This is a genomic window from Sideroxydans lithotrophicus ES-1, assembly GCF_000025705.1.
GTDB lineage: Bacteria > Pseudomonadota > Gammaproteobacteria > Burkholderiales > Gallionellaceae > Sideroxyarcus > Sideroxyarcus lithotrophicus.
The window spans coordinates 2,638,904-2,662,651 of sequence record NC_013959.1 but is presented as its reverse complement, the minus strand read 5'-3'; the positions used below and the strand labels follow the sequence as shown (position 1 = coordinate 2,662,651).

Here is a 23,748-nt window from a genome sequence, read left to right as displayed (position 1 = left end):
TTTTCCTTGTCAATGCTTGACCCACTTGCCGGGGTCGAAGGGCTTACCCTCAAAACGTAGCTCGAAGTATAAACCGGAATCTTCATTGCCGCCGCTATTGCCTACGGTGGCGATGACATCGCCGCCATGGAGGCTGTCTCCCACTTGCTTATACAACGTCTCGTTGTTCCCATACAGGCTCATGTAACCTTGCCCGTGATCGATGATGAGCAGGTTGCCAAAGCCGCGTAGCCAGTCGGCATATACCACGCGTCCAGCCGCGACCGCTTTGACCGGCTGGTTAGGAGTCGCACGCAGGAACCAGCCGGTCCAGGTCATCGAGCTTTCGGGGCGCCTTGCACCGAATTTGTTGCGCAACTTGCCTTTGACCGGCAGCGCCAGCCTGCCTTTGAGCAGCTTGAACGGGATGCTGTCCGATTGCGCCTCAGGCAAGACATGTGCAAGTTTTTCGACCAGTTGCGACAGGCGGTTCGCATTGCGCTGCAAACGCCCGATCTCGCGCTGTTGTTGTTTCAATTGCTGCGAAATCTTGTTCAGCATCTGTTGGCGCGCGCGCTTGTCCTGTTCCAGGTGTTGCCGTTGAGCCTGCTCTTCGGAGCGCAAATTGGATATCTCATTCCTCTTTTGGTTCGCCTGATCAGTAACGATTTTAAGTTTGGCTAGGCCATTTCGGAGTGAACTCAGTGTGTCGGCACGGTCGCGCGTGATGTATTCGTAATAGCGGAACTCTCGAGCGACCTGGTTCGGGTCGTTGTTGTTGAGCAGCAGCTTGAGAAATTCCTGCTCGCCACCGTCCAGGTATTGCTGGTAGAGCAGGCGTCCCAGTATGGCCTGCTGTCCCTGCAATTCTCTCCCCATGGTCGCCGCGCGTTGCTGCAGCAATAACAGCTCGTGGTTTGCGGCTTGTTGTTGCAGCGAGAGTTCATGCAGCTCCCGATTGCTGTCGCTGATGGCGCGTTCTGATTCGCGCAAGCTGTCCACCACCTCTGACCTGGATTCATTGTTCTTCTCGAAATCCTGTTGTAGCGCAGAGATGCGCTTGCGCAATTTGTCCAGATCGTCTTGCTGCGAGGCATGTGCTGCTCCTGCGAGAAGCAGGGTCGACAGCAGGGCGGAACGCAGTAATACGATCACAGAAAATGAATGAGTGGCTTGCCGGTCATTTCCGGAGGCTGCGGCAATCCCATCATCGTCAGCAAGGTCGGCGCGATATCCTGCAACGCTCCGATTCCCTCCGTGGCGATCCCCGCTTTGCGTCCGATGTAAAGGAATGGGACCAGATTGAGGGTGTGTGCAGTATGGGCTTGATGCGTGGTTCGATCTGACATTTGTTCGGCGTTGCCGTGGTCGGCGGTTATGAGTACCTCGCCGCCGCATTCCAGCATGGCTTTCACTACACGTCCGATGCACACATCCAGGGTTTCCACTGCTTTTACTGCCGCCTCCATGATGCCACTGTGGCCTACCATGTCGCCATTGGCGTAATTGCACAGAATGGCCTGATATTGTTTGCTGCGAATGGCGGCCTCCAGCTTGTCGGTGACCTCGTATGCGCTCATCTCGGGTTTCAGGTCGTAAGTGGCGACCTTGGGTGAGGGCACAAGGATACGATCTTCGCCCGGAAATGGTTGCTCCTTGCCGCCATTCATAAAGTAAGTGACGTGGGCATATTTTTCCGTCTCGGCGATGCGCAGCTGCTTTAACCCTAAGTTGGAAAGATACTCGCCGATACCGTTGTGGACGGCATCGGCGGTGTAAGCACAGGGCAAGTGGAAGTCTTCGCCGTAGCTGCTCAGCGTTGTGAAATTCGAAAACTTTGGCAAACGTGCGCGCGCGAAGCCGTCGAATCTTTCGTCGGTCAGGGCGCGGGTGATCTCGCGTGCACGGTCGGCACGGAAGTTCATGAACACGGCCGCGTCGCCATCCTGTATCGCCGCAGATTCGCCTATGACAGTGGCTTGCACGAATTCGTCGTTCTCGCCGCGCGCATAGGCAGCATCCAGTGCTGCTTGCGGGGATGGAGCGCTGAACTGCGCGACACCCTGTGTGAGCATATCGTAAGCGATTTGCACGCGATCCCAGCGGTTGTCCCTGTCCATGGCAAAGTATCGCCCTATGATACTGGCGATACGTCCTGCGCCGAGTTGCGCACATTTGTCTTGTAGCGATTGCAGAGAGTTGGATGCGCTGCGGGGCGGAGTGTCGCGCCCGTCAAGGAAGGCATGGATGAATATCTTTTTCAGTCCGGCGCGTACCGCCAATTCCAGCATGGCGGTCATGTGGGCTTCGTGACTATGCACCCCCCCGGGGGAGAGCAGCCCCAATATATGTAGTGCCGTGCCACGTTGCTTGGCGGCATCTACGGCCTGCAAGAGCGCAGGGTTGCTGTAAAAGCTGCCATTCTCAATGGACAGGTCGACCTTGGTCAGATCCTGGTACACCACGCGTCCGGCCCCGATGTTCAGGTGTCCGACCTCTGAATTGCCCATTTGTCCTTTGGGCAAGCCGACACGCAGTTCGGATGCATTGATCAAGGTATGCGGATACTCACTCCATAGTTTGTCCCAGTTGGGCTTGCGGGCATGGGCAACAGCATTTGAATCGGCATCTTCACGGTAACCGAAACCATCGAGGATAAGTAGAAGGACGGGAGTGATTGCTTGAGCAGGGAGGTTGGTCATGTTGGCTTTTTTTTTGCTAAAACATCATAATATAAGCAGTTGCTAATTTACTGTACTGCAGGGTGGTTTGTCAGTACGCGATTTTAGCTGATTTCGGGGTGCAATATGCCCTGCTTCCCATGATGACAGGCAAATATGACGAATAAATTGATCGATAAGGATGAACACATCTTCCAGGCCTCGCTGGCGATGAAAGCCATCGCTCACCCGTTGCGACTCAAGATTCTTTGCGTACTGGCAGGCGATGAGTTGAGCGTGCAAGAGATCGTGGATAGTGTGGGGACTTCGCAAAGCAATATTTCCCAGCACCTTGCCATCCTGCGCGACAAAGGGGTGCTATCTACCCGTAAAGATGCCAACCGCGTGTATTACCGCGTCGGCGACTCGCGTACCCTCAAGCTGGTTGGGATGATGCGCGATGTGTTCTGTTCGGTTTGAGCGGGACTGTTCTTCGCAGGGGGAGCTAGGCATCAATATTAGAATATGCTAATATGCAAATATATTATCTCTCGAGGTAAGGCTATGAAACTGAATTTGGGATTGATATTCGGCCTGCTGGCCAGTCTGCTGGGAATGCCTGTCCATGCTGCTGAAGCATTGGAAACTACTCCGGTGCAATTACGTGAAGTCGAGCAAACTTACAGCATAGACGGAGTGGTGGAGGCGACGCGGCAATCGACTGTGTCGGCGCAGATTTCCGGGCGTGTGAAGGCGATCTTCTTTGATGTGGGTGACCGCGTGAGCAAGGGGCAGGTCATACTCAAGATCGACGAGCGCGAAGCGAATCAGGCCTTGGCGGGCAGTAAGGCACAGCTGTCGCAGGCGGAAGCGGCGCTGCAGAACGCGCGCCTGAACTATGAGCGCTCAAAGCAGTTGTTCGAGCAGAAATTCATCAGCCAGGCTGCTTTGGACAAAGCCAAGTCGGATTATGACGTGGCCCGGGCGCAAGCTGCTGCGAGCGAGGCCGGCGCAGAGCAGTCGGCGCTGGCGCAAAGTTATACATCCGTGATTGCCCCTTACGCAGGCGTAGTGGCGGCACGCATGGTCGAACTGGGTGAGATGGTGACGGTGGGCAAACCATTGATGACCGGGTTCGACCCGTCGCAATTACGGGTGATTGCCAATGTACCGCAAGACAAGCTGAAAGAGATTGGCAGCCGTCCCAGCGTTACAGTGGAGATTCCTTCGCTGAGTCGCTGGATCAAGGCTGCATCCGTCACAGTGCAGCCGTCGGCAGACATACGCACTCACAGCACGCAAGTGCGTGTCGAGCTGCCTTCCAATCAAGCCAATGTATATCCCGGCATGTTCGTGCGAACCCACTTCGTCGTGGGCAAAGAGAAAAAGATGCTTGTTCCGAACAGTGCGGTCGTCCATCGCAGCGAAGTGGTCGCGGTGTACGTGGTCGATGAAAAGAATATGCCGCATTTGCGCCAGGTGCGACTGGGCGAAACGAACGAGCAGAACGAGATCGAAGTGCTGGCAGGATTGAATGTGGGCGAGCGTGTCGCGCGCGATGCGATCAAGGCAGGCATGGTTGCGGCGGGGAACAGGCAATGAGCATGGGGATATCCGGTCGTGTAGCCAGGATCTTCCTGCATTCGCAAATGACGCCGTTGCTGGCGTTGGTGGCGGTTCTGCTCGGGCTGTTCGCGGTGATGGTGACGCCGCGCGAAGAAGAGCCCCAGATCAACGTTACCATGGCCAATGTGCTGATCGCCTATCCCGGCGCATCGGCGCAGGATGTGGCAAATACGGTGGCCACCCCGGCGGAGCAGGTGCTGTCGCAGATCGCCGGTGTCGATCATGTCTATTCCGTTTCCCAACCGGGGATGGCGGTTTTGACAGTGCAATTCAAAGTAGGGGAACAGCACGTTCCCTCGCTGGTGAAGCTCTACGACGTCATACTATCCCATGCCGACTGGCTTCCCCCCACGTTAGGTGTGTCGCAGCCGATCATCAAGGCCAAGGGGATCGATGATGTGCCAATACTGGCAGTCACCTTGTGGCGTGAAAAGAGCGGTGGAGGTGTGGCGCTGACCCAGGTTGCACATGCGATCGAGGCCGAATTGAAGCGCGTCAAAGGAACCCGCGAAGTTGCGACATTGGGTGCTACACCGCGGGTGGTGAGGGTATTACTGGACCCGGAGGCCTTGAACGCGCACCAACTCTCGGTACAGGAAGTGCGAGCTGCGCTGCAGGCATCCAATGTTTCGCAAAGTTCAGGCAATCTGGTGCAAAACAATCGTGAAGTACTGGTGCAGACAGGTACATTCCTCAACAATGCGCAAGAAGTCAGCCAGCTGGTAGTGGGAGTGACCGATGGCAAGCCGGTGTTCCTGCGCGACGTGGCGGAGGTTCAGGACAGTGCCGATCAGCCCAGCAGCTACGTATGGCTGGGTGCAGGGGCTGCGGCAGGCGACAAGGCGATCAAGGCGCAAGGGGAGTTCGGCGCAGTCACTATTGCGGTGACCAAGAAACCGGGCGAGAACGCGGTGGATGTCGCCGACAAACTATTGCATCGTGTTGAGGAGTTGAAAGGCAGCGTGATCCCGGACGATGTGCGGGTAACCGTCACGCGCAACTACGGCGAAACCGCCAACGACAAGGCGATGAAGCTGATCAAGAAGCTGTTCTTTGCCACATTTGCAGTGGTCGCGCTGGTCTGGTTTGCGCTAGGTCGGCGCGAGGCGGTCATCGTTGGCGTGGCAGTATTGCTAACTTTGGCGGTGACGCTGTTCGCTTCGTGGGCGTACGGTTTTACGCTCAACCGCGTCTCCCTGTTCGCGCTGATCTTCTCCATCGGGATTCTGGTGGACGATGCCATCGTCGTCGTCGAGAACATCCACCGGCGCCGCGAACTGGCCCAACACCAGCCGCTATCCGAGATCATTCCCGAGGCGGTGGACGAGGTCGGCAGTCCGACCATCCTGGCGACCTTCACCGTGATCGCAGCTTTGCTGCCGATGGCATTCGTCAGCGGTCTGATGGGGCCGTACATGAGCCCGATCCCGATCAACGCCAGCATGGGCATGCTGATCTCGCTGGCCATCGCATTCATCATTACCCCCTGGCTGGCGCATAAGCTTGCCGCGCCACATCACGCGGTGATCAAGGATGAGCGCGATACCAGGATCGCCCGTTTCTTCCGTGATCGCCTGTCGCCGTTCCTGAATGGCGTGCACGGTAAACCGGCTCGACGCAAGTTGTGGCTGGGCATACTGGGAGCGTTACTGATCGCGGTGTCGCTGGCAGTGGTCAAGCTGGTGGTGCTGAAGATGCTGCCATTCGACAACAAATCCGAGTTTCAGATTGTCGTCGACATGCCGAGCGGAACTGCTCTGGAGCAGACCGCCGGGGTGATGCATGAGATCGGCGCCTATCTTGCCACCGTGCCGGAAGTGACGGATTACGAGGCTTACGCGGGAACGGCTTCCCCGATCAACTTCAACGGTTTGGTGCGCCAGTACTATCTGCGCAGCGCGGCGGAACAAGGCGACATCCAGGTCAATCTGCAGGACAAACACCATCGTTCACGCAGCAGCCATGAGATCGCTACGTCGGTGCGTGAACCGATCGAGAAGATCGCCAAGGTATGGGGTGCCAAGGTCAAGGTCGTCGAAGTGCCGCCGGGGCCGCCAGTGATGTCGCCTATCGTGGCTGAGGTATACGGGCCGGACTATAACGATGCGCGCAAGGTGGCGACCAAGGTCCGCGAACAGTTCGTGGCGACCAAGGACATCGTCGGCATCGACGATACGGTGAGCGAAGTAGCTTCCAAGCTGGTTCTGCGGGTGATGCAAAGCAAGGCTGCATTGCTGGGCGTATCCCAGCGCGATATCGTGGATGCGGTACAGATAGCGTTGTCCGGACAGGATGTGACGGCGCTGCACGCCGACGATGCAAAATATGCGCCTCCGATACGCCTGGGTTTGCCGGCAGAGAAGCGCAGCCGCATCGACGATGTACTGAAGCTCAAGGTCCGCGCCCGCGATGGCACGCTGGTGCCGCTGTCGGAAGTGGTGCAGGTAGTTCGGATGCAGCGGGATTATCCGATCTATCACAAGGACTTGCTGCCAGTGGTGTACGTGACAGGCGATATGGCGGGCAAACTGGACAGCCCGCTGTACGGCATGTTCAGCATCAACGGCAAGACCGGCGGCATGGATCTGAAACAGGGTGGCAAGCTGCAGTCTTATTTCTTCAAGCAGCCTTCCGATCCTTATGCCGGCTTTTCGCTGAAATGGGACGGTGAATGGCAGGTCACTTTTGAAACTTTCCGTGACATGGGCATCGCTTATGCGGTCGGTCTGGTATTGATCTATCTGCTGGTGGTGGCGCAGTTCAAGAGTTACGTGGTGCCGCTGGTCATCATGGCGCCGATTCCGCTGACCATCATCGGCGTGATGCCGGGCCATGCGTTGTTCGGTGCGCAGTTCACCGCCACTTCGATGATCGGCATGATCGCGCTGGCAGGCATCATCGTGCGCAATTCGATCCTGCTGGTGGACTTCGTCAACCTGCAGTTGCGCGACGGGGTGGATCTTCAGCATGCAGTCATCAATGCGGCTGCAGCAAGGGCAAAACCGATCATCCTGACCGGGCTGGCAGCCATGCTTGGTGCGCTGTTCATCCTCGACGACCCGATCTTCAACGGCCTGGCACTGTCACTGATCTTCGGTATCCTGGTGTCCACCTTGCTGACGCTGATTGTCATCCCGGTTTTGTATTACGCAACGCTGTACAAGAAATTCCAGTAAAATTGTCAATTGTTAAGGAGCTTAAGCATGAACGCAGAACGTATCGTCCGGATTGTTGCAGGCAGTTTCATCATGTTGTCGTTAGCGCTGGGTGCCGAAGCCAGTCCGCTGTTCGTCAGCAAGTACTTCCTGTTTTTTACTGCCTTTGTGGGGCTGAACCTGTTTCAGAGCGGCTTTACGCAGATATGCCCATTGAATAACATCCTCGCCAGATTCGGCGTCAAAGGCAGTTGCTAAACAAAACTCCCTCCTCTCCGTTTGGACTCGCCCACATCAGTCTGGCCTTCGTTGGCCTGATGTGGGTTTTGCCTTTTCTGTACTACTACCACGCTTATCCCATCACAACCTTCTACCAGGAATGGGGTGCCGGTTTGCTGGGGTTATGCGCGATGCCGCTACTGTTGACTGCGCGTTACTGGCAGGCGCCGGAAGTGCCGCGCATCGTGATGCTGCCCATCGGGTTGATGTTGCTGTTGATGGTCCAGTTTGCAGTGGGACGCATCACCCACTTCGATCACTTGCTGCTGCTGTCGCTGTATTTTTTATTTGCGGCATTGCTCATCATGTTGGGGCAGCGCTTGCGAGTGGAAATTGGCCTGCCGGTTCTGGTAACAGTCCTAGCGTTGTTTTTGCTGGTTGGCGCAGAATTGAATACGTTAGTTGGAATCCTGCAGCAATATCGCTGGAACACATTCCTGAATTCAGTTGTCACCGTCAAGACCTCCAGTGCGGTCTACGGTAACCTGGCACAGCCCAATCATTATGCCAACTACATTGCATTGGGCTTGATCTCCCTGGGGTTATTGCAGTTGAAGCTGTCGATGCGCATGTGGCAAACGGTGCTGCTGGCTGTGCCGATGCTGTTCGTCATGGCGTTATCCGGCTCGCGCAGTTCCTGGTTGTACCTGTTGTTCGCCACCGGACTGTCCTTCCTTTTGCAACGGCGAGACCAGACATTGCGGCCAATATTGCAATACTGTCTGGCGATATTGCTGGGTTTCGGCTTGATGCAGTTGGTGGTGCAAATACCTTGGCTGGAAGGTTCCACCGGGACCGTGACGACAGCAGAGCGACTGTTTGGGGATAATGCCAGCGGTAGCATCCGGGTGCATCTATGGCGCGAGGCGGCACTGATTTTTGCCGAATTCCCACTGCTGGGAGCCGGCTTCGGGCAGTTCGCATTCCAGCATCTGCAGCTTGCGGTCAGTATGCACAATCCGGCCATCAATGGCCTATATAACAATGCGCACAATCTGGTGATGCAGATCGCGGCTGAAGCAGGGCTGGCGGGTGTCGCCATTCTGTTCTCGTCGCTGGGGTTGTGGTTCTGGCAATCCGTCGTTCGTGAAACGCAATTTACTCTCTACCATTGGTGGGGCTACGCCATTTTGGCAGTGCTGGGAATCCACAGCTTGCTGGAATATCCTTTGTGGTATCTGTACTTCATCGGCGTGGCTGCTGTCATGCTGGGTATCTTTGATACGACGTCTTATCGTTTGGAACTGCGCAATCTTGGGCGCGTATCTGTCGCCATGATGCTCGTATTGGGTGCGTTGTCCTTGATACAGGCGATCCAGGGGTATAAGCATCTCGAGAGTGCACTGGCATTGCGCGGAATGGCAGCCAAAGATCGCAGTTACGTACAGCGCACGCGCGATGAATTGATGGCCGCGGATCAGTACATGTTGTTGAGCTCTTATGCCGAGTTATTCATTGCCAATATGATGGAGCCCAGTGCCGATCACCTGAAGGAAAAGCTCGAATTGAACGAGCGGGCGCTGAGCTTCATTCCGGTCGCACCTGTGGTCTACCATCAGGCATTGTTGTTGGCATTGTCGGGCCGGATGGATGAAGCCAAGGCGCAGATGGAGCGTGCAATCTGGGCTTATCCTTCGGACTACGTGGCTGCCCGCTCTGAATTGGAGGCAATGGTCCGCAGTGATTCCTCACGCTATTCCGCTCTGTTAGAATTCGCCACCCAAAAATACGAGGAGTATCGACGTGCTGCAGTTCCTGCAAAATAACATCTGGATGGTATTGATCGCGTTGACCAGCGGTGCAATGCTGTTCTGGTCGTTCTTCGGTAACCGCTTGCGCGGGATACAAGAAGTCAATTCGATTGCTGCAACGCAGCTAATCAATCACAAAAATGCGCTGGTTCTGGACGTGCGCGAACAGAGCGAATATGACGCCGGGCATATCCTTAACAGCAAACTCATCCCTGTGGGCAAACTGCTGGAGCGCATCGGCGAGCTGGAAAAATACCGCGACCGGCCTATCGTTGCAGTTTGCCGCAGCGGTCAACGTTCTGCTTCCGCATGCACTTTGCTTGGCAAGCAGGGATTTGCCCAGGTTTACAATCTGAATGGCGGCGTAATGGCCTGGCAAAAGGCCGGCCTGCCTCTGGAGAAGTGATGGCAAAGATCGTCATGTATTGCACGGAAATCTGCCCGTACTGCGTGCGCGCAGAGCATCTGTTGCAGCGTAAGGGAATAAAAGACATAGAGAAGATACGCATCGATCTGCAACCCGAGATGCGTGATCTGATGATCGAAAAGACCGGACGCCGCACCGTCCCGCAGATTTTCATCAATGGCCAACATGTCGGTGGCTATGATGACATGGCTGCGCTGGATCGGGCCGGGAAACTGGATACCATGTTGGCAAACAATCTTTAAGGAAGAGCTATGACTGAGGCGGCACAACCGAATGCGCAACCCATCTTCAATATCGAGAAGCTGTATGTAAAAGACCTGTCCCTGGAGATTCCCAACGCACCCGGGATCTTTCTGGAGCGCGAAAATCCGCAAATCGACCTGCAATTGCATACGCAAGCCACCCCGCTGGAAGAGGGGGTGTTCGATGTCACTGTCACCGTTACGGTCACAGCCAAGCTGGCAGAAAAGGACAAGGTGATGTTCCTGATCGAAGCCAGGCAATCGGGCATATTCCAGATACGCAATCTGCCGGCGGAAGACATGGAGACGGTGCTGGCGGTCGCCTGTCCGAACATCCTCTATCCATATTTGCGCGAAGTCGTATCGGATGTGGCAGTGCGTGGCGGGTTTGCGCCTGTGCTGCTCAATCCGATCAATTTCGAGGCGATGTACCAACAGCAAAAACAGGCGCAGGCTGCTGAGGCGGTCAAACACTGATGAAGCGCTTGGCAACAGCGCTGATGCTGTTGGGTGCGAGCCAGTCTTCCCTCGCCTTCGATTTCGTCTCCGTTGCAGAACCTGCCATCCTGTACGATGCCAATTCACTCAAGGCGAAAAAGTTGTTCGTCGCCACGCGCTACCTGCCGCTGGAGGAAGTGGTGGATCTGGCCAACTGGGTCAAAGTACGAGACAGTTCGGGCAAATTGTACTGGATCGAGAAACGAAATTTGAGCAACAAACGCTATGTCATGGTCACTGTACCGCTTGCTGTCGTACGGAGTGACCCGACCGAAAACTCTCAGGTGGTATTCAAGGCTGCCCAGCAACTCGGCCTGGAATGGCTGGCTAATACTGGTACCGGCTGGATCAAGGTGCGCCATGCGGACGGGAGTGTCGGTTACCTGAAGTCCACCGACGTGTGGGGCGACTGATGAAAGTCGCAATATTGGGTTCCGGTGCATGGGGGACTGCATTGGCAGTCAGTTTTGCCCCGCGTCACCAAGTGACGCTGTGGGCACGCGATACCCGGCAGATCGAAGCGATGCGAGGTTCCCGACGCAATCAGCGCTATCTGCCGGGTATCGATCTTCCTGTTGAGCTCAAGCTTTCTGCCGATCTCGATGAAGCGCTAACCGGCGTCGAGCTGGTCCTTGTTGCAGTTCCGGTTGCGGCTTTGCGCAGTACGCTGCGGCAGATCGCCAGGTTGCCATCTCCGGTCGCTGTGATATGGGTATGCAAGGGATTCGAGAGCGAAACATCGCAGCTTCCACACCAGATAGTCACTGATATCTTGCCGCCTTCCTTTCCGCGAGGCGTGCTGTCAGGCCCCAGTTTCGCTCAGGAGGTGGCGCGCCACCTGCCCACTGCATTGACGCTGGCCTCCAGTGATGGAGAGTTTGCGCAACACACTGCAAAAAACCTGCATCATTCCCGTTTACGTATCTACTCCAGTACCGATGTAGTAGGAGTAGAAATTGGCGGTGCAGTCAAGAATGTGCTGGCTATCGCTGCCGGAATCTGCGACGGCATGCAGATGGGGTTCAATGCTCGCGCAGCCATGCTCACGCGCGGTTTGGCCGAAATGACGCGGTTGGGGTTGCAGATGGGTGGACGCGCAGAGACGCTGGGCGGACTGTCCGGTGTCGGCGACCTGATCCTCACCTGTACCGGCGATCTCTCGCGCAACCGTCAGGTCGGCATGTTGCTTGCGCAGCACAAATCGCTCTCCAACATCCTCAACGAACTCGGACACGTCGCCGAGGGCGTCTACACGGCGCGCGAGGTGCATCTCACTGCCCAGCGTCTCGGCGTTGACATGCCGATCTGCGAAGCGGTGTATCGCGTGCTGTACGAGAATCTCGCAGCTGACAAGGCGGTGGAAGCGCTGCTCAGCCGTCAGCCCGGCAACGAATTCGACTGACTCCCCCCATAGCCGCATTGCCGCCAGGCCTCATACACGGTGACCGCCACCGTGTTCGACAGGTTCAGGCTGCGGTTGTCCGGCAGCATCGGCAAGCGCAACCGCCGCTCAGGCACGAATGCTGCTAATACTTCAGCGGGTAGTCCGCGGCTTTCCGGTCCGAACAGGAATGCATCGCCCGGCTGGTAGCGCACTTCATTGAACGGATGCGAGCCCTTGGTGGTGAAGGCGAACGCGCGCCGGGTATCGGCCAGTTCGCGTAGCGAGACGCTTGTCCCCTCTCCCCCGGGGGGAGGGTTAGGGTGGGGGAGGGCGGTAGCGAGGGGCAAGGTGTCCAGACATTCGACAAGAGTGTCGTATACCCGAACACTTGCGTACTCGTGATAGTCCAGTCCGGCACGGCGCAGATTTTTGTCGTCAAGATCGAACCCGAGAGGTCGGATCAGATGGAGATGTGCCCCGGTGTTTGCGCACAGGCGGATGACGTTGCCGGTATTGGGCGGGATTTCGGGCTGGTATAGGATCACGTTGAACATGAAGAAAACACTCAGAAGGCTTGTCAGTACAGGGAAAAACGGCTAACTTCCGTCCCTGTCAACCAGGGTATGGAAAGTCACAAGGGGGAATTATGGCGCGTCCGGAGAAAATCCGCTTAGGCGATCTGCTGGTGCAGCAGAAACTCATTTCGCTGGATCAGCTCCAGTTCGCGCTGGAGCAGCAGAAACGTAGCGGCCGCAAGCTGGGCCGCGTGCTGGTCGATAACGCTTTCGTCTCGGAAGACCAGATATCCGAAGCTATCGCCAAGCAGCTCAATATTCCCTATATCAACCTTAAATACTATAACGTCAATCTCGAGATCGTCCGCCGTCTGCCGGAGAACCAGGCGCGGCGTTTCCGCGCTGTGGCGCTGGAAGAGCGCAACGGGGCGCTGCTGGTCGGCATGGCCGACCCGACCGATCTGTTTTCCTTTGACGAGATTGCGCGCCTGTTAAAACGCGATATCGATGTCGCCGTCGTCACGGAAGGCCAGTTGCTGGAAACCATTGATCGGGTCTACCGCCGCACCGAGGAGATCACCGGTCTTGCGCGCGAAGTTTCGGAAGAGCTGGGTGACAGCTACATCGATTTCGGCTCATTGAGCGATTCGGTCGGGCTCGAAGAAGCGCCGGTGGTGAAATTGCTGCAGACCATGTTCGATGATGCGACCCAGATACGGGCTTCGGACATCCACATCGAGCCGCAGGAATCGCGTTTGCAGATACGTTTCCGCATCGACGGTGCCCTGCACCTGCAAACCGAGACCGACAGCAAGATCGCATCTGCCCTCGCGTTGCGCCTGAAACTGATGTCGGGCCTCGACATCTCCGAGAAGCGACTGCCTCAAGACGGCCGATTCAACATGCGCGTGCGCGACCAAGCGATCGATGTGCGTATCTCCACCATGCCGACGCAATACGGCGAATCGGTGGTGATGCGTCTGCTCAACCAGAGCGGCAGCTTCCTCACGCTGGACAAACTCGGCATGCCGCCCGACATGCTCAAGCGCTTCCGCGAGATCATCCAGCGCAGCAACGGAATGGTGCTGGTCACCGGCCCTACCGGTAGCGGCAAGACCACCACGCTGTATGCCGGACTGGCCGAGATCAACACCGTCGACCAGAAGATCATCACCGTGGAGGATCCCGTGGAGTATCGCCTCCCCGGCATCAACCAGGTGCAGGTGAACGAGAAGATCGAACTGACCTTTTCGCGCGTGCTGCGTTCCGCATTGCGCCAGGATCCCGACATCATACTGGTCGGCGAAATGCGCGATGCAGAAACCGCGCAGATCGGATTGCGCGCAGCGATGACGGGACACCTCGTATTCTCCACGTTGCACACGCGCGATACGGCGGGTACGTTGTTCCGCTTGGTCGATATGGGGGTGCCGAAATATATGGTTGCTTCTTCGGTACAGGCAGTGCTGGCGCAGCGTTTGCTGCGCCGCGTCTGTGAAAGCTGCAGTGAGGTGCATATCCCCACGCCACAGGAAGCTGAATGGTTGCAGGCTGAAGGGGTGGCTCCCAGCGATATCGGTACGCTGCGGCATGGCCGTGGTTGTTCGCACTGTAATGGCACCGGTTACCACGGTCGCATGGGGGTGTACGAGATGCTGGAGATGGGGCAGGAACTGGTGGATGCTGCGTCGCATGAGGAAAATTCGTATTTCATGCAGGTCGCGCGTGCCCATCTGAAAGGTAGAACCCTGCTCGACGCAGCTTTGCGTGAAATGAAACAGGGGCATACCTCTGTCGCTGAGGTGATGCGCATCAGCAATCAAGTGGAAGACTGATGCCGGTATTTACCTACAAGGGAAGAAGTGCTCGCGGTGAACTGGTGCAGGGGTCGCTGGAAGGGGCGGATAGCGGCGTAGTTGCCGACCAGTTGCTGAATACCGGAATCACACCGACAGAAATCAAGATCACCACGCAGGCGGTGCGGAGCGGCAGCAATCCCGAGATCGGCCTGTGGCAGCGGCTCACCAAGGAGAATAAGGTCGATGTACTGGAGCTGATGCTGTTCAGCCGCCAGATGTATACCTTGCTCAAAGCCGGCGTGCCTATCATGCGCGCGCTGGCAGGCTTGCAGGAGTCATCCCGCAACCCGGTTTTTTCGGCCATGCTGCAGGATCTGCGCGAGAGTCTGGATAGCGGGCGCGAGCTTTCCACTGCGTTGCGCCGCCATCCCAAGATATTCTCCCCCTTCTATCTGAGCATGGTGCAGGTCGGGGAGATGACGGGTATGCTGGACGTCACTTTCCTGCGCTTATATGAGCATCTCGAGTTCGAGAAAGACATGAAAGAGCGCATCAAGTCTGCGGTGCGTTATCCGATGTTTGTGCTGGTTGCCATGGCTGTCGCCATCGTCATTGTCAATATCTTCGTCATTCCTGCGTTTGCCAAGGTGTTTGAGGGCTTTCATGCCCAGTTGCCGTTGATGACCAGGATTCTGATGGGTTTCTCCGGCTTCATGGTGCATTATTGGCCGATCTTGCTGGCGGTGCTGGTCGGTGCAGTGGTCGCATTCCGGTCATGGATCAGTAGCGTGGATGGACGTTACAAATGGGACCGCTACAAGTTCCATATCCCGATCGCCGGGCGAATCATCATGAAAGCGACGCTGGCACGTTTTGCCCGCAGCTTGGCGCTATCATTCAAGAGTGGCATTCCCATCGTGCAGGGGCTTAATTCGGTGGCGCTGGTGGTGGATAACGAATTCATGCGCAGCCGTGTCGAACAGATGCGCGATGGCGTGGAGCGCGGCGAAAGCATCTTGCGCACAGCGACGGCAACCGGTGTGTTCAACCCAACCGTGCTGCAAATGATCGCCGTGGGCGAAGAGACGGGCGATATGGACGGCCTCATGTTCGAGATCGCCGGCATGTACGAACGCGAAGTGGAATACGAGATCAAGACCCTGAGCTCCAATATCGAACCCATCATGATCGTGCTGCTTGGTGTTCTGGTGCTGATCCTTGCGCTTGGCATCTTCCTGCCGATGTGGGATCTGGGCAAGGCGGCGTTGCACCGATGATAAAGCCGGTGCTGAACGCTGAGTTCGGAGTGCTGAGTGGGGAGCGTAAGCCTCGGCACTCTGTACTCGGTACTTCGCGCTGTAGGGGTTTCACCTTGCTTGAACTCATCGTCGTCATTTCCATCGTGGCGATCATGGCGGCGGTATTTCTCAGCCGCATTCCCTATTATCAGGAGCAGGCCGAGAAGACGGCCATGGAGCAAGTGGCAAGTGCGGTGCAAAGTGCATTGGTATTGCGCTACAGTGCGCTGCAAACGCGCGGTGCGGCCAATGAAAAGGAGCTGTCTGCCCTTGCCACCGACAACCCGATCAATTGGTTGCAAAAAAAGCCGCGCAATTACGCGGGAGAGTTCTTCGATCCCACCCCGCAGATGGTCTCGCCGGGACATTGGATGTTCGACCTGAAATCGCATGAATTAATCTACACTGTAAATATTGCCGACAATTTCATACCAGGTAAGGACGGCAGGAGGTGGATTCGTTTCCATGTTCGACTGGGGTATGATCAAATCCTCGGGCGCCCGGGAGCTGGCAAGGAAATCACTACGACGCTGTTCGAGCCGACCGAGCCCTATCATTGGCTGGACTGATGCAAGTGGAACAGGTTTGTGTTGAACAAATCGAAGTGTGCACATCTTTCGATATGCTTTGGGCCAGCCGCTCTTGGAAAAGGATCTTGATATGAACCAGTTTATCCAATCCTGGTTGCTGCAATGTTTCGTCATCTTCCTGATCGTTGGCAGTCTTGCCGGTATGGTTGCTGGCGCGTTGCTGCTGTTGCGGCCGCAGAGCCTGCAACGAACGAACAGCCTGCTCAACCGCTGGGTGTCTACCCGCCACCTGGACCAATCGCTGGAACGCACGGTCGCGCTTGATCCCTTCTTTTACCGCCATCGCCGCGCCAGCGGCGCGCTCATGTTGCTGGGCGCACTCTACATTCTTTACTTCTTTGCGGTGCGTATGGACAGGCCGGAGATGATCGGCGGGTTGGCGCGCTCATTCAAAATGCCAGTTCAGCTGGTGAGCGGATTGCTGGATGCGCTGACATTGAGTGCCTTGACGGGCGCAATGTTCGCGGTGGCGATCAGTCTGTTCCTGTTATTGCGTCCCAGTTTGTTGCGCAATTTCGAACAGGGGGCGAACCGCTGGGTATCGATGCGCCGCGCCCTGAAGCCCATGGAAATGCAGCGCTCGGGCATGGATGAATACGTTTTCAAATATAGCCAGCAAGCAGGCATCCTGCTGGTATTCGGAAGCCTTTACGTTTTGGTGATCCTGTTGTTCTGGTTTGGACATTAATGTCGGGCAATCGTCATTGTTTTATTAAAATTCAGCGCTAACCCATTGCTGTAAGGAGAATTTCTGGTTGCATTCTGGCACGATTCTAGCTACATTGTGCATGAGCTTGTTCACGGCTGGGTGCTGCGGCACCGAGCAAGGTGTTTGGAGCAAGCGAAACGGGGCTGCGGCCTCAAACAATTAGGAGAGATTGATATGAAGAAACAACAAGGTTTTACGCTGATCGAGCTGATCGTGGTGATCGTGATTCTGGGCATTCTGGCTGCGACAGCGCTGCCTAAGTTTGTGGACTTGAGTTCAGATGCAAAATTGGCAGCAGTTAAAGGTGTGGCTGGCGGTTTGTCTTCTGCGGGTTCAGTGAATTATGCCGCTCGTTCAATGGGCGCATCCAGCACATCTTATGCCTCATCGATGGCGACTTCGGGTGTGGCCTGTTCCACCCTTGGCCCCTTGATGCAGGGTGGTGCTTTCCCATCTGGCTATACTGTAACTGGAACAGTTCCGAACTGTACTGTAACTGACACTTCTCTTGCTTCAGCATCTGCAGTTGCATATGTTCCTGCGATTTGAATATGTTGAGCCAAGCTAAAAGGGGTGCTCGAATCTGCCCCCTTTAGAGTAGTAACAGGTACTTGGCTTGAATTGCCATCCTCGGACCCCTCGTAGAGAGTGATAATCGAGCTTGGCAATTAACAGAATGGGGGCTTCGGCCCCCTCTGTTTTTTCGGTTTAAGGTGCTGTTGCAATTTGCATCTGCATAAACCCAATTTTTAATAAAACATTGAGACATGCGTTCAAGTGCAGGTCAAATCGAAGTGATCAAACTGAGTGCCGAATACTTGTTCGGCGCCAGCGCAGGCGTGCGGCCATTTTGCCCGCGCATGAAAGTCCAATTCGGCTTTACGCTGACGGAGTTGATCACCACCCTGGTCATCATGGGCATCCTCGCTGCGGTCGCAGTGCCTCGTTTGTTCGATAGCAATGCATTTCAGGCGCGCGGTGCGGCCGATCAAGTCGCGGCAGCATTGCGTTTTGGACAAAAGACCGCCATTGCTCAGCATCGCAACGTCAGTGTGAATATCTCTTCAGCGGCAGACTCAAATTGCGGCGCCGAGTTGACGGGGGGCAATGTCAATTGCGCAGTCTCGAACAGCGTATCTGTTTCACCGGTGACGGTCACTTTCAATGCGCTTGGCCAGCCGGTTCCCAATGCAGCTGTGTCAGTGGTTGCAGGCGGGACTACAATACATATCGAAGCAGAGACCGGCTATGTACACTAAGACATCGACCCTGCTTCAGCGCGGCATCAGCCTCGTCGAACTTATCATGTTCATCGTCATCATCAGTGTGGCGCTGGTGGGCATCTTGCTGGTGATGAATCAGGTGACAAGGCACAGCGCAGACCCGCTCATTCAAAAACAGGCGTTGGCGATTGGCGAGTCGATGCTGGAAGAGATCAAATTGCAGGATTTGTCCGGTGTTGCATGTGCCGGAACGCTGGGAGCGAATGCGGCACGTACCGGCGCAAGTTCCGTATGTGACTATAACGGCTATAGCACTACGACGGGCATCAAGGACTTTTCTACCAATGCGACTGTGGCAGGGCTGGGCAGCTACAACATCGCCGGCGTCGCTGTGACGCCAATCTCCACATTGGGCGGAACGGCGATCACTGCTGGCAGTGGAGTGATGGTTACCGTTACTGTCGCCGACCCGACCGGGGCCACGATAGACGTGACAGGCTACAGAGCAGGGAACTGATGAGCTCATATCCAGGATTACATCGCGGTTTTACGCTGGTCGAGATGATCATCGTGATCGTCATCACCGGCATCATCGGCGGCATGGTGGCGATATTCCTGCGCTCGCCGGTGCAGGGCTATATGGACAGCTCGCGCCGTGCCGAGATGACCGACATTGCGGATACCGCTTTGCGCAGGCTGGCGCGCGATCTGCACACGGCAGTGCCCAACAGTGTGCGCTTGCCTGCTCCGGCCGGTTCGTCATATGTCGAGTTCATGCCGAGCCGGGATGGTGGGCGCTACCGGGTGAATCCGGCCGGTGGCAGCGGCAGTTGCGGTGCGGCGGGGGACGATCTCGACTTCACGGTGGCGGACACCTGCTTCGAGATCATCGGTTCGCCCATCACTTTCAATAACGGCGATGCGATCGTCATCGGCAGCACGCAGTCCGATGGTAGTCTGCCTTACCAGGCAGTGACCGCGGCGAACAGTGTGCGGCGCATGATCGCTGCTGCGGGTGTCGGAACGAATGGCTTTGTGAAGATCACTTCAACCATGCCGTTCCCGGCTTCCTCCGAACTGGATGGCCGGCGCTTCGAGGTAGTGCCGTTTGACCAGCAGGCGGTGACCTATGCATGCCTTAATCCGGGTGCCGATGCCAATGGCGACGGTACCGGCACGCTCACCCGCTATTGGGCATATGGCTTCAATTCGAACCAGGCGTCGCCTCCGCTGGCCGGCACGAGCGCGATCCTTGCCGACAAGGTGAGTGCCTGCAATTTCGTCTATAACACCAGCAATGCCCGCAACAGTCTGGTGGCGGTCTCGCTCACCATCACCCGCGGCGGGGAAAGCGTGAGCCTGTATCAAGAAATACACATGAACAACATTCCATGAGGGAAAAGTGAGAGGGAACAAATATCATCGTGGTTTTAGCCTGGTCTCCGCCATTTTCCTGCTGGTGGTGCTGGCGGTATTGGGGGCAGCGATGGTGTCATTTTCGACCGCCCAGAACCAGGATCTGGCGATGGACGTAATGGGTTCGCGCGCCTATCAGGCGGCCAATGCGGGAATCGAGTGGGCGGCCTACAACATCGCCGTCAATTCCAGCGTGGCCAAGACGGCTGCGCCGGTATTCGTTCCCGGCACCGGTACTGCGCTGGGCGGGAGCCTGGCGCCGTTCACCGTATCGGTCGGCTATACCGCCGCCTCGCAAGTGGACGATACGGCCTATCCGTCGACCGGCGTGACGCAGACGTTCTGGTCGCACGACATCACCGCTTCTGCGGTGTATGGTACGCCGGGCACACCGGGTTACGTGGAACGCGTCGTTAGTGCAAAGATGTAACTGGAGAGATAAATGAACTGTATTGCGAATCGTGGTTTTTCTTCCATTCCTGGAGTGCTGAGGGTTGTTTCATTGTTCCTGGCGCTGTCGCTTTTTGCGGGTGCGGCGAGTGCGGTGACTTGTACCAGCATCGCCAGCCGGGACTGGAACAACAGGAATTCCTGGAGCGGATGCAACAACGGCCAGCCCCCCGCCGGCGCCACCGTGATCATCGCGAGTGGCACTACCATCACCGCCGATTCGAACACCAATATCGTGGCGGACATCACGATCAACGCCGGCGGAACGCTGGTGGGGCAGAACAATCGCACGATCAGCCTGACCGGCAACTTTACCAACAACGGCACCTTTACCGCATCGAACGGCACGGTAGCGCTGGTCGGTACGACCATGCAAACCATCAGCGGCACAACCACTTTTGCCAACTTGACCTTGAACAACCCATCCGGTGTCACCATCTCGGGCAACGTCACGGTGACCGGCACGTTCAATCCGGGCTCGACGCCGATCGACATCACGGCAGGCTCCACCCTGACGATCAATGGCGTGGTTTATACAGGTCCGTGCAGCGGCATCTATGGTGCAGGATTCTGCTCGGCGCCATCGGTCACTTCCATCAACATGGCCAGCCCCAATCCTACTGCGGGTAACACCGCCGTTTCGTGGACGGTGGTGTTCAACCAGAGCGTGACGGGTGTGGATGTCGCCGATTTCGTGCTGGTTCAGGCCGGCGGCGTGGGCGGAGCGGGCATCACTGCAGTCACCGGTAGCGGCACGACTTATACGGTCACAGCCAGCACCGGCAGCGGTAGCGGCAATCTGGGGCTGAACCTGATGGACAACGATACGATCATGAACGCGAGCGGCACGCCGTTGGGCGGCGTGGGCTTGGGCAACGGCAACTTCACCGGACAGGTTTATACCGTTTCGGCCTGCACGCCGCCTGCCAATATTCCGCCCGGTGTGGTGGTGTCGTGCGTGTGCGACAACTTCGGTCGCGCCAACCTGAATCCTTCACCCATATTCAATTCGAACTGGATCGTTTCAAGCAGCGATGGTCTTGGCATCTTGCCCTATATCAATGCCACATCCACCTTCCTGCGCTTGACCGAGAACACCAACAACAATGCCAAGGCCGCCACTGTGCCGGGCATCTTCCCGGCGGCTGGCAACTATATCTCGGTCGAATTCAAACATTACGCCTACAACGGCAGCGGGGCTGACGGCGTCGCAGTCACGCTGTCCGATTACTCGGTACCGGCTACACCGGGAGCGTTCGGCGGTTCTCTGGGTTATGCGCAGCGGACCATCGCCGGCGGCGGCGGATCCAATGTCAGCGGATTCGCCGGCGGCTGGATCGGTGTCGCGCTGGACGAATACGGTAACTACCAGAATCCGACCGAAGGCCGCGTCGGCGGTTCTGGCTTCATCGCGGAATCCGTCGGGGTGCGCGGTTCGGGTTCGGGATTGACAGGCTATAACTGGCTGGGGGGGACTGCTGCGCTGAACCCGATCGTGGACAATCGTGGTTCGACTACGCCGAAGCCCGGTTATTCCTATCAAGTCATCGTCGATGCGCGCGATGCAGCTGCGACGGCAGTTGCAGTCAACCGCGATACCGGGGCTGGCTATACCTCGCTGGTCAGCATCCCGAACATCTATTCTGCGGCGAATGCGCTGGGCTTCACCCAGGCGCCGGTTCCGAACAACTGGCAGATATCCTTTACCGGTTCCACCGGCGGTTCCACCAACATTCACGAGATCGGTGGCCTGCGCATTTGTGCGCAATCCGTGCTGCCAGTCACGGGGGGAGTAGCGAGCGGTTATTCCGCCATTGATGAGGCATATCCTGCGGCGGCCGGTTCCACGGTCCCGTCCTACCAGAATTTCCAGACCGGTCACATCTACATGAAGCTGCCGGCCACGCCATTCAAACTCTGGGTGGCGGCGTTGAGCGGCACGGGAATATCCAGCGGCTATTCCGCTGTGTCAGCCAAGTATGCGCAGGTCAAACTGGTTGATAACAGCGCCGCGGTGTGCGGCCTGGATTCTGCGCGCACCTGCAACAGTGCCTGTACCAATTCGGCAGCGGTGGAGGCTGGTGCCACGCAAATCGTGACCTTCACCAAAGGCGGTCCCGGTGCGGAGTTGTCTCCTTCGTTCACCCTTGACTCGTCCTGGAAGAACCTGATCGCAGTGATAAAAGAATGCACTAGTTCATCCTGCAGTGCCTTCACCTCGACCGCAGCAGCATGCTCGGCGGATTCGTTCTCGGTGCGTCCGACCGGCTTTGCCTCGGTAACTTCCACCATGGCGACCAATACGGGCACTTCAGGCGCACCGATTTTTACGGCAGGCAGTGGACTGTTCGACCTGACGACGACGACGACGGGCGTGGCGGGTTTTGCCAGCGGCTATACCGGCACACCGAAGATCAACAGTGCATCCGTGCAGCCGGCCAGCCCGGCGACCGTGGCCGGGATGCTGGCCGGCGCATTTTCTGCCGCCGTATCCGGAACGCCTTCGTCCATTGCCACCGGCACGAGTTTTACCTATAGCGAAGCGGGTGGCTTCTCTCTGCAGGCGCCCGATTTCACGGTGCCGCGTGTCCCCGGCGTATACGACGATAGCTGGACCGCCACCGACAGCGATCCGACCAGGAACGACTGCAATAGCGGCACGACTGCAGCGGCATATTCCAATACCAAGGATGCCAATGGCAAATACGGCTGCAATTTCGGCATCACCGCAAATACCCCGGTCTTCGGGCGTTTTGTGCCGGACCATTTCGATACCGCCGTGCTGCCCGTCTCTGGTGTGCCGATGCCATGCCCGACCGGCCAGACATGCCCGTCTCTGTATAACGGCTTCGTCTACGCGGGCCAGACGTTCACAACTCAAGTCATCGCCAGGAACCAAGCCGGCGTCACGACGCAGAATTATGCGGGAGGCTATGCCAAGGATGTGACCCTGAGTGCGTGGGATGCGCTGGGTAGCACCACCACCCAGAATCCCGCGGGTGGAACGCTGAACAATCCAACCGTTGCTGCAGCATCCTTCGCTGCCGGTAGCGCGACGACCAATACATCGAACTATACCTTTGCTGCAGTGGCCACTGTGCCGACCAACATCTACCTGCGTGCCGTGGATACCGATAACGTGACTTCGTTGCGGGCGGTCAATCCGACGACGACCTCGGTCGAAGGCGGCGTCAAGGTCGCAAGCGGACGTATCAAGTTATCCAATGCCTATGGCTCGGAGCTGCTGCCGCTGACATTGATGGCGACGGCACAGTACTACACCGTAACAGGCTGGCTCAACAGCAGCACGGACAGCGTGACCAGGCTGGCATCAATCAATTCGAGTTACAGCGTCGGTACGGGTACGAGCAATGTGACCGTGAGCCCGGTGAGCAAGGTTTTGTCCCTGGGGAGTCTGACCATCAACTTGGGCGCACCGAATGCGGCAGGCAAAGTGACCATTTCCCCAACGATCGATCCGGCCTCGCCCGGTAACCCTCCTTTTGCGGCCGGTACGGGCACGATCATTCCCGGTACTGCGACTTTCGGGGTGTACAAGACCAAGGATAGCTATATCTATCGCCGGGAAAACTATTGATGTCCGGTTATGGACAATTGATCGGACTGAAGGAAGCTGCTTATTCTGCCAGTCTGACCGAGGATCGTCGGAATCAGGACGGCGAGTGTCTGCCTGCTGACGGCGTGGCGGCAAAAAAACCCCTTGACAGCAATGAGTTAGTGAACTAA

24 protein-coding genes are annotated in these 23,748 nt (G+C 56.9%); 21 read left to right on the top strand and 3 right to left on the bottom strand.

The features are described from left to right. Positions 1-9: 9 nt before the first annotated feature. Both SLIT_RS13095 and gpmI read right to left on the bottom strand, forming a co-directional pair. On the bottom strand, positions 10-1,134 hold the full coding sequence (locus tag SLIT_RS13095) for a murein hydrolase activator EnvC family protein (protein ID WP_013030744.1): 1,125 nt from the start codon (positions 1,132-1,134) through the stop codon (positions 10-12). Next, positions 1,131-2,681: a 2,3-bisphosphoglycerate-independent phosphoglycerate mutase gene (gpmI, locus tag SLIT_RS13090; protein ID WP_013030743.1), complete on the bottom strand. Its 1,551-nt coding sequence runs from the start codon at positions 2,679-2,681 to the stop codon at positions 1,131-1,133. Before gpmI ends, SLIT_RS13095 begins: the two co-directional genes overlap by 4 nt. 135 nt (positions 2,682-2,816) lie before the next feature. On the opposite strand from gpmI, the gene SLIT_RS13085 reads away from it, so the two are divergent. From SLIT_RS13085 to SLIT_RS13040, 10 genes are all read left to right on the top strand, one after another. After that, positions 2,817-3,119 carry an ArsR/SmtB family transcription factor gene (locus tag SLIT_RS13085; RefSeq protein ID WP_013030742.1) on the top strand — a complete coding sequence of 101 codons (303 nt, stop codon included), beginning with the start codon at positions 2,817-2,819 and terminating at the stop codon, positions 3,117-3,119. 84 nt (positions 3,120-3,203) lie between these two features. Next, positions 3,204-4,241, top strand: a complete 1,038-nt coding sequence (locus SLIT_RS13080; RefSeq protein ID WP_013030741.1) for an efflux RND transporter periplasmic adaptor subunit — start codon at positions 3,204-3,206, stop codon at positions 4,239-4,241. A 2-nt stretch (positions 4,242-4,243) separates the two neighbouring features. Further along, the gene (locus tag SLIT_RS13075; protein ID WP_041421371.1) at positions 4,244-7,441 is read left to right on the top strand and encodes an efflux RND transporter permease subunit; all 3,198 of its coding nucleotides are present in this window, start codon (positions 4,244-4,246) and stop codon (positions 7,439-7,441) included. A gap of 27 nt (positions 7,442-7,468) precedes the next feature. Further along, entirely contained in the window at positions 7,469-7,678 is a 210-nt protein-coding gene (locus SLIT_RS13070) for a YgaP family membrane protein (RefSeq protein WP_013030739.1), read from the top strand. A 281-nt stretch (positions 7,679-7,959) separates the two neighbouring features. Further along, on the top strand, positions 7,960-9,465 hold the full coding sequence (locus SLIT_RS13065; RefSeq protein WP_190272136.1) for a PglL family O-oligosaccharyltransferase: 1,506 nt from the start codon (positions 7,960-7,962) through the stop codon (positions 9,463-9,465). After that, entirely contained in the window at positions 9,443-9,856 is a 414-nt protein-coding gene (locus SLIT_RS13060) for a rhodanese-like domain-containing protein (RefSeq protein ID WP_013030737.1), read from the top strand. The genes SLIT_RS13065 and SLIT_RS13060 overlap by 23 nt, the downstream gene beginning before the upstream one ends. Then, positions 9,856-10,119, top strand: coding sequence for a glutaredoxin 3 (gene grxC / locus SLIT_RS13055; protein ID WP_013030736.1), 264 nt, complete (start codon positions 9,856-9,858; stop codon positions 10,117-10,119). Before SLIT_RS13060 ends, grxC begins: the two co-directional genes overlap by 1 nt. Positions 10,120-10,128: 9 nt before the next feature. Then, positions 10,129-10,596: a protein-export chaperone SecB gene (gene secB / locus SLIT_RS13050; RefSeq protein WP_013030735.1), complete on the top strand. Its 468-nt coding sequence runs from the start codon at positions 10,129-10,131 to the stop codon at positions 10,594-10,596. Then, the gene (locus tag SLIT_RS13045) at positions 10,596-11,030 is read left to right on the top strand and encodes an SH3 domain-containing protein (protein ID WP_013030734.1); all 435 of its coding nucleotides are present in this window, start codon (positions 10,596-10,598) and stop codon (positions 11,028-11,030) included. Before secB ends, SLIT_RS13045 begins: the two co-directional genes overlap by 1 nt. Further along, complete coding sequence (locus tag SLIT_RS13040; RefSeq protein WP_013030733.1) at positions 11,030-12,019, top strand: NAD(P)H-dependent glycerol-3-phosphate dehydrogenase; 990 nt, start codon at positions 11,030-11,032, stop codon at positions 12,017-12,019. Before SLIT_RS13045 ends, SLIT_RS13040 begins: the two co-directional genes overlap by 1 nt. Here SLIT_RS13040 and SLIT_RS13035 read toward each other — a convergent pair. Next, on the bottom strand, positions 11,995-12,555 hold the full coding sequence (locus tag SLIT_RS13035; protein ID WP_013030732.1) for a tRNA (cytidine(34)-2'-O)-methyltransferase: 561 nt from the start codon (positions 12,553-12,555) through the stop codon (positions 11,995-11,997). The genes SLIT_RS13040 and SLIT_RS13035 overlap by 25 nt on opposite strands. 92 nt (positions 12,556-12,647) lie before the next feature. Here SLIT_RS13035 and SLIT_RS13030 point away from each other — a divergent pair, with 92 nt between their 5' ends. The 11 genes from SLIT_RS13030 to SLIT_RS16140 all read left to right on the top strand — a co-directional run bounded on the left by SLIT_RS13030 (position 12,648) and on the right by SLIT_RS16140 (position 23,748). Then, positions 12,648-14,351, top strand: a complete 1,704-nt coding sequence (locus SLIT_RS13030; RefSeq protein ID WP_013030731.1) for a GspE/PulE family protein — start codon at positions 12,648-12,650, stop codon at positions 14,349-14,351. Next, positions 14,351-15,592 carry a type II secretion system F family protein gene (locus SLIT_RS13025; protein WP_013030730.1) on the top strand — a complete coding sequence of 414 codons (1,242 nt, stop codon included), beginning with the start codon at positions 14,351-14,353 and terminating at the stop codon, positions 15,590-15,592. Before SLIT_RS13030 ends, SLIT_RS13025 begins: the two co-directional genes overlap by 1 nt. Continuing rightward, positions 15,589-16,182, top strand: coding sequence for a type II secretion system protein (locus SLIT_RS15420; protein WP_013030729.1), 594 nt, complete (start codon positions 15,589-15,591; stop codon positions 16,180-16,182). The genes SLIT_RS13025 and SLIT_RS15420 overlap by 4 nt, the downstream gene beginning before the upstream one ends. 91 nt (positions 16,183-16,273) lie before the next feature. Next, the gene (locus SLIT_RS13015) at positions 16,274-16,891 is read left to right on the top strand and encodes a hypothetical protein (RefSeq protein ID WP_013030728.1); all 618 of its coding nucleotides are present in this window, start codon (positions 16,274-16,276) and stop codon (positions 16,889-16,891) included. Positions 16,892-17,086: 195 nt separating this feature from the next. Continuing rightward, a complete protein-coding gene (locus SLIT_RS16355; RefSeq protein WP_013030727.1) occupies positions 17,087-17,461 on the top strand; it encodes a type II secretion system protein in 375 nt (124 codons plus the stop codon). A 218-nt stretch (positions 17,462-17,679) separates the two neighbouring features. Then, a complete protein-coding gene (locus SLIT_RS15410; protein WP_013030726.1) occupies positions 17,680-18,171 on the top strand; it encodes a pilus assembly FimT family protein in 492 nt (163 codons plus the stop codon). Next, positions 18,161-18,652, top strand: coding sequence for a type IV pilus modification PilV family protein (locus SLIT_RS13000; RefSeq protein WP_013030725.1), 492 nt, complete (start codon positions 18,161-18,163; stop codon positions 18,650-18,652). Before SLIT_RS15410 ends, SLIT_RS13000 begins: the two co-directional genes overlap by 11 nt. Next, positions 18,652-19,530 (top strand): PulJ/GspJ family protein, encoded by an 879-nt coding sequence (locus tag SLIT_RS15405; protein ID WP_013030724.1) that lies wholly within the window; start codon positions 18,652-18,654, stop codon positions 19,528-19,530. The genes SLIT_RS13000 and SLIT_RS15405 overlap by 1 nt, the downstream gene beginning before the upstream one ends. 7 nt (positions 19,531-19,537) lie before the next feature. Continuing rightward, positions 19,538-19,981: a hypothetical protein gene (locus tag SLIT_RS12985; RefSeq protein ID WP_013030723.1), complete on the top strand. Its 444-nt coding sequence runs from the start codon at positions 19,538-19,540 to the stop codon at positions 19,979-19,981. Positions 19,982-19,993: 12 nt separating this feature from the next. Then, on the top strand, positions 19,994-23,599 hold the full coding sequence (locus tag SLIT_RS16145) for a DUF6701 domain-containing protein (RefSeq protein ID WP_013030722.1): 3,606 nt from the start codon (positions 19,994-19,996) through the stop codon (positions 23,597-23,599). After that, positions 23,599-23,748: a hypothetical protein gene (locus tag SLIT_RS16140; protein WP_013030721.1), complete on the top strand. Its 150-nt coding sequence runs from the start codon at positions 23,599-23,601 to the stop codon at positions 23,746-23,748. The genes SLIT_RS16145 and SLIT_RS16140 overlap by 1 nt, the downstream gene beginning before the upstream one ends.